Here is a 12,075-nt window from a genome sequence, read left to right as displayed (position 1 = left end):
TGAGAAGAGAGCGTCGGACATGACATCACGTGAGATTGCGTATGAGCATACCCATATCACGTATGTCACGCGACGTCCAAATGCAAGAGTTTGCCGCGAGCGTCCCTTGTCAAATGCGTGAGAGAGATTACCGAGGCGACCCCGGAGCCGAGACTAAATGCATAGACAGGAGCCCCCTCAACTGAGATGGCCTTAGAGGAACGACGGAAAAAGGCAGTTGGCAGGACTACTGCGTGTTGGCTGAAGCGAAGATCAAAAATTCATCTTTGCCGCTCCTCAAAGCTCCCAACCGCCTTTGCTCCACGCCCGCCGTATGTCGAACAAGGCTGAGACGCTAGGGAGCGAGGGAGCGCGCCTTCAAAAGCGCCGTAGCGACCGAGCGACCGGTTTACAAGTAATCATCATGGCTCGGATCGTTTCGCCGCGCTCGAGCGCCGCATCGTCCGATGACTGATACCAGCGAGAGCCGCATGGTTTTTTGCATGAGACGCCTCTGTCCTGGCGATCCGTTTTGTTCGTTCTCTCAACATTCTTGTCCTGCTTCCGAAATAAGAAGGTCCAGACCCGAGCCGAGTTGACCCGCAAGCACCTCGATCAGACGATGAACATCCCCTCCTCCCGTGTAACGTCGTCGGGAAAAGCGCCTACGGCTCGATGGCGATCAAGGTTGGCCGCCTCATACCACTGACGCAAGCGGCTCTTAATCCAATGGGATTTCATTTTTGATTCGTGCGAGGCGATTTTCGCCTTCCTCCGGACCGAAGCAGCTTGCGAAATCATTGCATTCCCGGCAACTGGGCGCGGTGCATAGCGAAAACCCTTCGGCCTCACAGAGCTTGCGGTAAAAGTACTTCTTCCATTTCATGTTTTGGGTGTTGCCGGCCGCCAGCGTCGGAAAATGCGTGGTAAGCAGGCGGCTGAGCTCGGTGCGATTGAAAAGGCCAAGATCCTGCCAGAGATGGTCGTTGCGCATGGCACGCCGGGCGATGATCTTGGCAAACCGGGCGCTCGCCGGGTCGCCCGGCAGGGCATGGTCCAGGAGCAGCTCGCGCAAAAGTTCTTCCTCCGGGTCCGGCTCGGGCTCGCCCATCTCTTCCAGGGCCGAGGCCTTGAAGTGGCCAGTGGGGAAGCTGCGGGCCAGGACGTCGCGCAGCTCGGCGCGCGAAAGACCGGTTGCCTCTGTCGCCGTCGCCTCGCCGGCCTCGACTTCCTCGAGCGCACAAGAAAGCACGCAGGTAAGCACATGCTGATCAAACTCCAGCTTGGTCCGCGGCGATTGGCGAGCGCAGAGGCGGCCACAGTGGTGGGCGAGCATGGGTGCCATTCTCCTGGTTTTGTCCCATCAACCGCCCTGATGAGCGAGCGACTTGTTGACTGCCGGGATGATCTTGTCTCCCCAGAGCTCGATCTGGCGCAGCATCGTCTTTTGGTCGAAATCCCCCAACTGGGTCTGAATTGCGATCTGGTTGGGTTTTAAGATGTCGATCTCTTCCAGTAGGCGATCGATCACGCGATTCACGCTGCCGATCGGCAGGTTCCGGCGCATCGTCGCGAATGACATATCTTGCTGCGTTGGCGTTTCTTTTAGCAGATAGCCATCCAGGCTCTGCTGGCGACGCTGATGCAGTGCTTCAGACAGCCGGCGCTGGAAGCGCGCGTTGTCGAAATAGCTGTCGATCTCTGCCTCGTCGTCGCTGGCATAGCAGCAACGTAGCAAAGATATCTTGGCGTCCGTGACATTCTTGCCTTCGGCAGCCGCCGCCTTCTCGATGGCTTCGCGCAGCGTGCTTAAAGCCTCCAAGCCGTTGTGGAATGCCGTCACAAAAAAATTGTGTCCCTCACGATAGGCCCGGGCTATGCGCGCGGTCCCACCCGCGATCCAGATCGGCGGGGTCGGCTTCTGGACGGTGCGCAGCGAAATCGCCGTCGGTGGAATGTTCTCATACTGGCCGTCGTGCTCGAAGATGTTCTGGTTGAGGCCCTTTTGAAGGATGTCCAAGTATTCCGAAAAGACCGCTGGCGCCTCATCGATATTGACGCCGAAGCGCTCGAACTCGAACTGCTGGTAGCCCACGCCAACGCCAAGCTCGAGGCGGCCGTTGGCAACAATGTCGGCGAAGCCGATCTCGGAAAGCAGGCGCTGCGGTTGATAGAGCGGCAGCACGCACACGGCAGTGCCAAGGCGAATGATACTCGTCACGCCGGCGCAGTGCGCCACCATCATCAAGGGCGAGGGAACAAGGCTATAATTGTTGAAGTGGTGCTCCGCGAACCACGCCGTATCGAAGCCGGCCTGTTCCGAAACGACCACCTGTTCGATGGAGTTGCGGATCACGCTCTCGCAAGACTGATGATACCCACGCTGGGCGGCCAGGATGAAGGTTGCGAATTCCATGGTGTTTCCTTGTCTGTGGAGGGAGTGGGCACGGTCGGGAGTTGCGCTAAGTACCCACCCAAGGCTTGGCCGCGGCCTCGATCTTGCCCTTGGCGGCGGCGTGGTCATGCGGCAAGCCTTTCGGCGGTTGCAGGCACACCGAGCGCGGTTGGAACTGCTTCGACAGCGATGAGAACCGACGTTTCGTCTCGGTGCGAGCGCGGCGCCCAAGCGGATGAAGCCTTGGTCGAACTCGGCTTCGATGAGCCGCGGCCTGTCGCGTGGCGAATAGTCGACGATCAACACGCGGCCTCCGCAAAATACTCGTTATCGAGTTCGCTGGCGTTTCCCGCATCACCGAAAGAGGTCCAGCCGCCGTCCACGTACAGGATGGAGCCGTTGACGTATGAGGCGGCAGACGAAGCCAGGAAGAACGCTGCGTCAGCGACGTCTTTCGGCTGTCCCAGCCTGCCCATCGGGATGCGTCGTGCGATCGTTTTCACATCGATGCGGCCGACCTTCGCCAACTGAGCAACGCCAGGCGTGCAAATGAAGCCAGGAGCGACGGTGGCGGCCCGTATGCCGACCGGCCCGAGTTCGGCCGCCAGGCATCGGGTCAGAATGTCCAGCCCCGCCTGGGAGGCACCGTAGGCATGGCGCGGCGCGAACGGCAGAAAGCTGTTGATCGATCCGATGTTGAGGATCACGCCGCCAGCGCGCATCGTCTTGATCGCTTCGCGAGCGCAGGTGAAGGCCCCGGTAAGATTGACATCCAACACGTGTTGGATGTGTTCCGGTATTTGTTCGATTCCCAACGACAAAGTGTCGGCGGCAGCAGCACCGTTGACGAGCACATCGATGCGCCCGAAGCGCGCCCGCAGCTCCTCGAATAGCGCTACCACCTCGCTCTCGACGGCCACATCCACGCATTTGGCCGGGTTCTTGCCGCGGAGCCACGCAGCGAGTTCTGCTGCTGCAGCGCCATCTCTATCAGCAATCACAACGGTATCGCCGTTTGCTGCAAAGCGGCGAACCACGGCCGCGCCTATGCCGTTCGCGCCGCCGGTGACGAGCACGATACGCGCGTCGGTGCGTTCGGCCGGACAGCAGAGTTCGGCTTGGGGTATCCCATCCACCGGCGGGTGCGCATCCCCCGGCTGGTTGAATGACATCCAGCCTCCGTCGACCGCCAGCACTGAACCGGTGATGTAGCGCGCCTGCGAGCTGGTCAGAAAACGCACGGCGAGGGCGATCTCGTCCGGGCGCGCCAAACGCCCCAGCGGCACGCGGCGGCGCACGGCCGCCAGGTCCACTTTGCCCGCGCGTTCCAGTTCTGCCACCATCGGCGTGCGCACGTAGCCGGGCGCTACCGCCGTCACGCGAATGCCGCGAGAAGCCCACTCGCATGCTAGGGACTTCGTCAACGAGATCAGGCCCGCTTTTGAGGCCGCGTAGGCGTTGCGCTTGGGATTGCCTACGACGCCCGCCATCGAAGCGACGTTGACGATGGCACCGCCCCGCCTCATGCGCCTCGCCGCTTCGCGGGCCATGACGAACGGTCCAATCAAGTTTACTGCCAGGGCGAGGCGGAAGGCGTCGACACCAGTGTCGACGCTCGCAGCCATGGTGGGTCCCATAGCGGCGTTGTTGATGAGGACGCTGATCTGGGCGAACTGTGCTTCGACTCGACCGTAAAGCGCGAGCACATCCTCCTCCCGCGAGACGTCGCACTCGAGGCCGAGATGCGGGTGGCCGAGACCACGGGCCAGTTCAACGACGCCACTGCCAGGAAGGTCTACCGCAACGACAGTGTCTCCATCCTTGGCAAAAATTTCGACCAGGGCACGGCCGATCCCACCTGCGGCGCCCGTAATAATGACAATGCGTCCTGTCTGCATGTTGAGGACTTCTCCCGCGCTCCCTTGAGCGATTTCAGCCAATCAATTTTGAGCGGCAAAGATGCTCGCAGCGAGTCCTGGCGATGGCCAGTTGCGGACCCGGAAAGACGACGCAGCGATGCGGCAGCTGTCCAACTGCCGATTTGGTAGCCGAGGCTGCTGAGGGACCGACCAAGGACAGGAGCTTAGCTTGATCGTCGGCGCTGCCAGGTCCCGCAAATTTGTGGACACCGTGTCGTCGGCGGGCTCGTGGGAGAGAGCCGATCGCTCACGGCGTCGCGGGCAGAAAGGCAATGCGATTTGGCGCCCCTTCACGGGACAGTCTTTCGCCGGGATCGCTGTAGCATCGCAAAGTTGTCAGGGCCTTCAGTCTCCTCGGCGGATGCGGCTGTATCGTTCGACGCCTCCGAAGAGTCATGGCGAGAAGGAATGCGACGCTTCCCGAACCTGTAGACCGGATCGTCCGGATGCGGTGCTCCGATCGGCCGGCGCGGGCCGAACCGTTCTGCCTCAACGATCGCTGGTGGGATCTGCTCCTCTATCCAATCGTAGACGACTGTCCGTTCGGCAATCCGCCACTCCCCTTCCCTCTTGTGAAACAGATCGCAGTAACGGCCGCACAGGAGCGTCTGGCGTACGTCTCCGTCTTGATCTGGTGCGCGTTGTAGCGCGGTGAAATAGCTCTCCACCGCAGCCTCTGACGAACTGATGAATTCGATCAGTATGTTGGTGATCTGGTGGATGTTGCGGGGTCCGGCCTTGAAGACGCCGAGTGCAAACTCGATGAACCCCTCTGCAGGGCCGCAATAGGCCCCGTGATTGTCATGCGCATCGGGCCAGTATGCGCTGCGTAGCGCCGCTTCATCAGCGCGGTCGATCCCGCGGCAGTACCGATAGAGGCAGTCGCGGATTGCGTCACGGTCGATTAGTTGGGCAATTTTCGTCTGTTCCATCGGCCCTGCCACAAATTCTGTGATCGGAAGATTGTTTTGCGAACCGCACCTTGGCGTTTGCGCATCCTGGGGGGCATCTCGATGCCGCAGGTGCCCCTGCGCAGTTGGACGCGGACGGTGGTGGAACAGAAGGCGCGTGCCTCCGTTGCCGTATGCGCCACTTGGTCCATCCCTTTCATGCCCGCCGCACTCTCGGCGGAATGACTTCCGGTTCAACTCGTGCTGCAGGGTTCACGGTCGAGTTTAAGTGCACGTTCGGGACAGGACCGCGCGCCTCGCGATGCAGTCACTTCCTCCCCTTCCGCAACTTCGATGTTACCGGGCAGGATGTAGCCGGTGTCATCGAGCTTGAAGATGTGTGGCGCGTGCGACGCGCATCGCGCGTGGCCCTGGCATTTGGTATTTTGGACGATGATGCGCATGGCGCTGCCTCCATTGTCTTTGCACCTCGGCTCGGGGCGGGGCTTGGTCAGGACCAGTCTAGAATCAGATTTTCGATCCCGAACACATGGCCGCCAGAGGTGATGGGTGCCGTGCCCTTCTTGATCCGGAAGGTCGGGATGCGCGCCAGCCACTCCTCCAACCCAATAACGATCTCGCGTCGGGCAAGATGTGAGCCAAGGCAACGATGGGGACCATAGCCAAAGGTGGCATGGCGGTTATCCTCTCGCGCCAGATCGACCGTGTTGGGGCATTTGAATTCCGCTGGGTCGCGATTGGCGATCATCGTGGCGCAGGAAACATAATCTCCCTTGCGGATCGGCGCGCCTTCGAAGTCGATATCTTTCGTTGCCACGCGGATCAACTGAACGGTCGGATAGGCGCGCAGCAATTCTTCGGCCGCGGGCACGATCCGGCCTGGTTCGCCGCGCAGCAATTCCTGATCCTTGAGGTTGCGTGCGAGATGGGCCAGGTCAAAGCCTATCGCTGCTGCAACAGTGTCGAGCCCGGCAACAAAAACAAGCACGCCGACGCCGCGCACTTCCTGTTTGGTCAGGCGGCGACCCTCGACCTGTGCCTGCACGATGAAAGTCATGAAATCATCAACGAGGTCATTGTGGCGCGCGGCTGCAAGTTCGTCGATGAACGAAACGATGGTCCGGGCCGCGGCCGGCCGTTTCACATCGTCTCCGTGCAGAAGATCTCTCACCCATCCGATAAATGTGTCAATTCGGTTATCCGGTAGCCCTAGGAGATGAAGGAAGATGTTTACCGTGAACGGAAATGCGAAATCCTTCATGACGTCGCAGCTTGTGCCCGATGCGGCGATCCCGTCGATCAGCCTGATTGCCCGTTCACGGACAGCCGGCTCCAATGCCGCCACCCGCTTTGGCGAAAACAGCGGATTGAGCAGTGAGCGAAAGGCGCCATGGGCCGGGGGATCGAGTTCAAGCGGGATCATCGGCCAGCTTTCGCCCAACGCTGAGGCAAAGATGCTGCGATGGCTGGAAAAAGTTTCGCTGTCCTGCAGCACCCGGCGCTGGTCGCTGGCGCGGGTGATCACCCAGGTGCCCCTGCCGTCGCGCGTGTTGAGGGGTGAATAAAAGATAGGCGGGCCGGAATGGACGCAAGCGACTGCCGCGTGGGGATCCCCGTTGGGAGTCGGTGACATGCCCGGCGAAGTGAACAGGCTGAAGTCCCTCACCATTTCGGGCGGGACATGATCTGGAACCGGATTTGTCGCCATTTGGCCTCTTCTCCTGAACGCTGGGCGTTCATGCGCTAGATTGAGATTGCAGCCCGATCTCAAGGTCGATTGGCCAGCACCCGGTAAGTCCCAGCTCTAGCGTGTCGTCATTGTGTTGCGCGATGCAGCCAAACTGCGCACCAGCGCAAGAGATCGGTTGCGCATTCAAGCAGCAAAGGCTCCTGCTTGGTGCTGCGGTTCTAAAGCGTAACCCACTGGTTATCCCCCTTGAAGTTGAGAGACTGGTCAATCGTCGCTGAGCTCCGTGACGCACTGCTGCTGGCGCCCCGAAATCCTCTAAGCAAGTTGCGTGCCGGAGCGGCCGTATCGATGGTGCTGTACCGGTCTATGCTCAGCCACCACCGGGACCGCCGCTCGTTGGATGACCACATCCTCCCAGCAAAACGTCCGACAACCGACACCTGGGGTCAGCGTTGTCGCGTCCGCGACACGGGGACTGTTCGGCTTGGCTCCTGCTAAACCTTGGTTCAGACCAAACTAACAGTATGCAGGACACTCCTTCTGAGGCTCTTCTGCCGACTTGGCATAATGTTGAGACTCGTTGTGTGCCGATGCGCCAAAGCATTCGCTCGTCGCCGAGTATCGCAGCCATTCGGGTTTCTCCCTCGCAAGGTGTGGATGTACGCGATCTGTCTGAAGGTGCGCCGCGGCGGCCGCATCGTCTCGGTTGCGGTGATTATCGCCTTCGGCGTCGACACCGACGATTACCGCGAGGTGCTTGGCATGAGGTCGGCATCCCCGTGGCCAAGCCGACCTGGACCGAGCTCCTGCGCAAACTGACGCGCCGCGGCTTCAGAGACGTCAAGCTTGTCGTCCTCGACGTCCATGGGAGCGTCCGCCGGCGGTCTCGAGGTGCTCCAGCTACTTGGTAGCGCTGGCGGGCGGCAGGCATTTCACGAGGAACTTACTAGCGCATCGGCAAGAGCGGCCGTCGCATGGTCTCGGCCTTCATCGCCACCGGTCTTGCCCAGGAGACCGTCCGCTGCCGACCAGATCCGGCCAAAGATCCTCAAGCTCGCCATCATCATGGAACGAGACTGAATGACGTGCTCGCCTCCATGAGCTTCGTCAAAGAGCACCGCGCCGAGCTCCCGCTAGATACCGGTCGAGCGGCTCAACGGCGAGATCGAATGGAGCACCGAGGTCGTCGGCATCTTCCCCAATGAGGCCATCATGCACTCTCGTCGGCGCCGCTGCTTGAGCAGAACGATGGGCCGCGCAAAGGCCAAGATAATAAACCTTCTCTTCAGCCCTTTCCGCACATCAGTCTGCAGGCAGTGGCACGCTGATCTTCCGGCCTTTGCAAGAAGAAGCGCGACAGCCGCGCCGTCATCTACACCACAGACGCGATCCGTGCGAACCTCTAAAAGGGGCGGTTTATCTACGCGGTAGCGCATCTCGTCCTATCCGATCCAAAGCGGTTCCCGCGGATCAGACGAAGGTAAAGTCCCACGCGCTCAACCCAAGCCCGGCCAGATCCGCGACGCTGTGGACATTACCGAGATGAGCAAAATCGTCGGCATGGTTATCGGAGGTGACATATGCCAGGTTCGCTGAATGGATTAACGGATTATAGTAAACGACAATGTCGCCGGTATGCTCATTGGAGATCGCATCCGCAGCCTGGGAGCCGTTGCTGAACGAGTTGGTGAGCACGACGACATGCTCGCCGTTCGCGCCCGCGGCGTCGCCGCTGTAGAAGGTGTCAACTGGATGGCCAGGCCGTGAGCTGGCGTGGTTGACGAAGTTCGCGCCAAAACCGTCGCTACCGAGGCCGACCGCATCGAAGGCCAAAGTGTCGTCCGCCGGGTTGAAATCCAAGATCGAGGTATTATCCGGGTCCGGCCCGAAACGCGGGTCATATCCAGGGATCGGGTTGTGGAATTGGAACACGAACGTGTCGTTGCCTGTGCCCCCGGTCAGAAAATCCCTGCCGTCACCAACAAAGAGGGTGTCGTTACCCGGACCCCCATAGAGCTTGTCATTATCCTCAGCAGTGATGCGCGGTCCATCTCGCCCGCTGTCGCCGTAGAGGTAGTCATTGCCCTCCTCGCCAAAGACATGATCATTGCCTGTGCCACCGAAGACTCGGTCATTGCCGGGCCCCGCCGAAATGGAATCGTGACCGGCAAGAGCGTCAATCCAGTCATTGCCGTCGGGATCTGTGACCACATCGTCACCATTGGTGCCGAAGAGGGCATTGTCGCGCGGACTACCATGGATAGCCATCAGAGACACTCCTTAATCATGCGTCCCCACGCCACCTGAACCTTTTCATATCTCTCTTCAGGTTATAGGCAAAATTGATTGTTCCGATTCAACATATTTACGCGATGGATGTATCATCGTCGGGTGCGCCATGGCGCCACCAGGTCGTGCGCGCAATGACGCGAGGCGGGTGCCAGTGGATGCCGGAACACACGCGCGGCCCGAGGGCGTCCTGCTCTCTCTCGCTCGCAGTGGAGGCCTAAGCCTTGGTATCGGCGCAATGTGATGTTTTCTAGGAAATGTGGTCATTGAGCAGGACCTTATCGAAGCCGGCGCCTTCCGCGGTGGAAGCAGGGGCAGAATGATCGTTGGTCCTTGCAGCCATTTGTTTTTGACGCGACGTGGTGGAATGGCCGAGCAAAGCGATCCGGCGCGGCATTCCACAGCGCGCGGCAAGCGGCCGGGGCATTCGATCCGCGGCAGAGATCACTCCATCTGCCCACCGGGTGCTGTCGCCAGATTAAGAGTTGTTCCCCGCCTGCGGATCAGATCACAAGCAAGCAATGGCCTAACCAAGGATCTTAGTGCTTTGAGGATGGCTACTTGAACGAAGCATGGACCTCGTTTTGGAGCAATGGCCGCAATGTTGGATGGACTGACCGACAAAACAACCTTCGCCGACAGCTGACGCACCTGGCCGACATCGGTCAACCTTCAGCGGAATTCGGGTAGTACCTCGTCGAATTTCGAGCGGCGAGATGTCTTTCCCCGCCAAGCGCGCAGACGATTGCGACGATCGAACGATCTGTGACAGTACGGGAAGCAATAGCTACGAGCTCACTCGCTCCGCAGGCAAAGCGATGGCCAGCAGAATGCCGAGCTCCGGGGCGAGCGCCGAGCGAAAACGGAAAACAACATGCAATGGGTCTTGCCTCATGCAGCGGTCGGACCGGGAATGCGTGGCAGGGTCTCGGCCAGAAACCGCCAGTCCTCGCGCTCGCCCTCGCCTTCGCGGCGCTTGCCAAAGAACTGGACGATCATCTTGCCATCGGCGTCATAGGCTTCGAGCGAAGTGACGTGACCGTCCTTGGTCGGCTTGCGAACGGCCCAGATCTCGCGGACGTGATGGGTCCCGAGATGCAGGTGGAAGGTCTCGTCGAGCACATTGATCCACGGCCCGATTGTTTTGACCCACTTGATTGGACCGGAATGGATCTGGATGCAGCCACGATTGCCTACAAAGCACATGATCGGCATTTCATCTTCGGCCGCCTGTTGAAACATGGCGCCGATGGCGTCCTTTTCGAGCGCCCAAGCGTAAACCTCGCCGACCATACGCACCGCCTCGCGGCGGCTGAGCTTCAGTCTCTTCAACATGTCGAAGAACTGATGCACGTCCGTCAGCTGGCTCCAGCACTCGCGTAGATCCTCCACCGTGGCGGCTTGGTCAGGAACCTCTGCGTCATCGTTGGCTCCGCTCGCCTTGAATACTACGATCGGCTCCTGGTTCGAGGATTCCAGGTCAGCCACCAGCTTCTGATAAGCATCGAGATTTGAGGCGGGTCCGAGTTGCACCTTGTGCATCGCCTTGCCGGCGGCATCAAAGAATTGCAGGCTACGGCTAACGTCCTTGCCATTGCGCTTCTCGACAGCAAAGCCATGCGCCCACACTTTCGGGAAGATGCGCAAGTCGATGTCGTGGCCAAGTACCAGGGCATGCTTGTTGCCGGTCACCACCTTGTCGTAGACGCCGACCTTTTCGTGCACAGCACTTTCATTGCGGGTATGCGCTACCACCTCGCCGACGGCTTCGAGGCCGGTCAGCAGATCATTGACGCGCGGCTCGACACGAATCGCGCCCAGGCCGCAATGCGCGGCGACCAGTTCCGCTTCCGAAATGCCCAGTCGGGCGGCGAGATCGTGCTCACGGATCTTTGGATTGTCTTGCTGCGCCCGCCGGATTTCGTGCGGCGATGGTCTCTCGCGCTGGTCCATGTGTTAACGACCTTCATCTGCTTGTTGAGGATCAGTTGCCCTGCCGGGTGGTCGGTCGACTGAGCGCAGCGTGGCTGCTCGATGCCGACCTCCTGCTCGTCCAGGAGCAGGGTGCCGCTGGCGAGAGTGCGTGATCGCCATCGAAACCGGGCGTGTCGTCTGAGCGGCGAGGAGCCGATTCCACCCGCGCAGAGCGGTTCTGACCAACTCTGACATGTTGCCCCAGCCCTGACATGTGGCTTGCTCCATTCGATCGATCGCGAGGGCACTCGCAGCATGATTTTTGTCTCGGCGGTGTTTGCCGCATCGCCAATACGTTTCAAAAGTCGTGCCAATTCGCCTGAACAAGCGCAAAAAGATGTTCCGCACGCTCATCAATGATTTATGTGAGAGTTCAGTCGAACCGAGGCCGGACACTTTGGTGTCACGTATTCGACAAACCCGACAATGCGTGTCGGTTGCCCGACGTCTTTTCAGCAATGGCCAACAGGATTGATAGCGCCTCTAGAAGGATCGCGCCGTGTTAAAACGGCTTTTTCCTCTTTGGCACGGTCCCTGCAGCGTGATCCGCAAAGACGTCACGGATTGAGGAGAAATCTTGCCATGATCACGCTCACCGACAATGCTGTTGCCGCAGTCAAGACCGCTCTTTCCCGCGCCAGCGAGCAAGCGGAGGGTTTTCGCATTATGGTCCAGACCGGCGGCTGCGCCGGGTTCAAATACATAATGGGCCTGGAGAGCGTCTCGCGCCAGGGCGATGTGATCACGGAGACAGATGGGATCAAGCTGTTTGTGGATGCAGACTCCCAACCCCATGTCGCCGGCATGACCGTCGACTTCGTCACCGGGCTCGACTCTTCCGGCTTTGTCTTCGACAACCCCAACGCGCGGGACAAGTGCGGCTGTGGCAAGTCCTTCAGTTAACTGAAGGACTGTTCG

At 60.0% G+C, this 12,075-nt stretch carries 9 protein-coding genes and 1 pseudogene; 2 read left to right on the top strand and 8 right to left on the bottom strand.

Annotated elements, in window-relative coordinates; genetic code table 11:
• Window positions 1-700: 700 nt before the first annotated feature.
• The 6 genes from ABID26_RS31035 to ABID26_RS31010 form a co-directional block, all read right to left on the bottom strand.
• Window positions 701-1,315, bottom strand: a complete 615-nt coding sequence (locus tag ABID26_RS31035; protein ID WP_354417450.1) for a nitrogen fixation protein NifQ — start codon at window positions 1,313-1,315, stop codon at window positions 701-703.
• Between the two features lie 27 nt (window positions 1,316-1,342).
• On the bottom strand, window positions 1,343-2,395 hold the full coding sequence (locus tag ABID26_RS31030) for an LLM class flavin-dependent oxidoreductase (RefSeq protein WP_354417448.1): 1,053 nt from the start codon (window positions 2,393-2,395) through the stop codon (window positions 1,343-1,345).
• A 278-nt stretch (window positions 2,396-2,673) separates the two neighbouring features.
• Complete coding sequence (locus ABID26_RS31025; protein ID WP_354417446.1) at window positions 2,674-4,272, bottom strand: SDR family oxidoreductase; 1,599 nt, start codon at window positions 4,270-4,272, stop codon at window positions 2,674-2,676.
• A gap of 311 nt (window positions 4,273-4,583) precedes the next feature.
• Window positions 4,584-5,225: a nuclear transport factor 2 family protein gene (locus ABID26_RS31020; protein ID WP_354417444.1), complete on the bottom strand. Its 642-nt coding sequence runs from the start codon at window positions 5,223-5,225 to the stop codon at window positions 4,584-4,586.
• A gap of 212 nt (window positions 5,226-5,437) precedes the next feature.
• Entirely contained in the window at window positions 5,438-5,647 is a 210-nt protein-coding gene (locus ABID26_RS31015; RefSeq protein WP_354417442.1) for a ferredoxin, read from the bottom strand.
• A 47-nt stretch (window positions 5,648-5,694) separates the two neighbouring features.
• The gene (locus tag ABID26_RS31010; protein WP_354417440.1) at window positions 5,695-6,912 is read right to left on the bottom strand and encodes a cytochrome P450; all 1,218 of its coding nucleotides are present in this window, start codon (window positions 6,910-6,912) and stop codon (window positions 5,695-5,697) included.
• Window positions 6,913-7,491: 579 nt separating this feature from the next.
• Here ABID26_RS31010 and ABID26_RS37105 point away from each other — a divergent pair.
• Window positions 7,492-8,144, top strand: a pseudogene (locus ABID26_RS37105) (transposase); the annotation flags it as partial.
• Window positions 8,145-8,364: 220 nt separating this feature from the next.
• Here the strand turns inward: ABID26_RS37105 and ABID26_RS31000 are convergent.
• Together ABID26_RS31000 and ABID26_RS30995 are read right to left on the bottom strand one after the other, a co-directional pair.
• The gene (locus tag ABID26_RS31000; RefSeq protein ID WP_354417436.1) at window positions 8,365-9,162 is read right to left on the bottom strand and encodes a calcium-binding protein; all 798 of its coding nucleotides are present in this window, start codon (window positions 9,160-9,162) and stop codon (window positions 8,365-8,367) included.
• A 912-nt stretch (window positions 9,163-10,074) separates the two neighbouring features.
• Window positions 10,075-11,136 (bottom strand): hemin-degrading factor, encoded by a 1,062-nt coding sequence (locus ABID26_RS30995; RefSeq protein ID WP_354417434.1) that lies wholly within the window; start codon window positions 11,134-11,136, stop codon window positions 10,075-10,077.
• 603 nt (window positions 11,137-11,739) lie between these two features.
• Here ABID26_RS30995 and ABID26_RS30990 point away from each other — a divergent pair.
• Entirely contained in the window at window positions 11,740-12,060 is a 321-nt protein-coding gene (locus tag ABID26_RS30990) for a HesB/IscA family protein (RefSeq protein WP_041003345.1), read from the top strand.
• Window positions 12,061-12,075: the final 15 nt, after the last annotated feature.

It is taken from the genome of Mesorhizobium shonense (assembly GCF_040545255.1).
Lineage (GTDB): Bacteria > Pseudomonadota > Alphaproteobacteria > Rhizobiales > Rhizobiaceae > Mesorhizobium > Mesorhizobium shonense.
This window is presented reverse-complemented; position numbering and strand designations above follow the sequence as displayed.

Bases quoted from the DNA above. Each gene is read 5' to 3' on its own strand.
- ABID26_RS31000 (WP_354417436.1), bottom strand. From the start codon at position 9,162: ATGGCTATCCATGGTAGTCCGCGCGACAATGCCCTCTTCGGCACCAAT.
- ABID26_RS31015 (WP_354417442.1), bottom strand. From the start codon at position 5,647: ATGCGCATCATCGTCCAAAATACCAAATGCCAGGGCCACGCGCGATGC.
- ABID26_RS31025 (WP_354417446.1), bottom strand. From the start codon at position 4,272: ATGCAGACAGGACGCATTGTCATTATTACGGGCGCCGCAGGTGGGATC.
- ABID26_RS31010 (WP_354417440.1), bottom strand. From the start codon at position 6,912: ATGGCGACAAATCCGGTTCCAGATCATGTCCCGCCCGAAATGGTGAGG.
- ABID26_RS31035 (WP_354417450.1), bottom strand. From the start codon at position 1,315: ATGCTCGCCCACCACTGTGGCCGCCTCTGCGCTCGCCAATCGCCGCGG.
- ABID26_RS31020 (WP_354417444.1), bottom strand. From the start codon at position 5,225: ATGGAACAGACGAAAATTGCCCAACTAATCGACCGTGACGCAATCCGC.
- ABID26_RS30995 (WP_354417434.1), bottom strand. From the start codon at position 11,136: ATGGACCAGCGCGAGAGACCATCGCCGCACGAAATCCGGCGGGCGCAG.
- ABID26_RS31030 (WP_354417448.1), bottom strand. From the start codon at position 2,395: ATGGAATTCGCAACCTTCATCCTGGCCGCCCAGCGTGGGTATCATCAG.
- ABID26_RS30990 (WP_041003345.1), top strand. From the start codon at position 11,740: ATGATCACGCTCACCGACAATGCTGTTGCCGCAGTCAAGACCGCTCTT.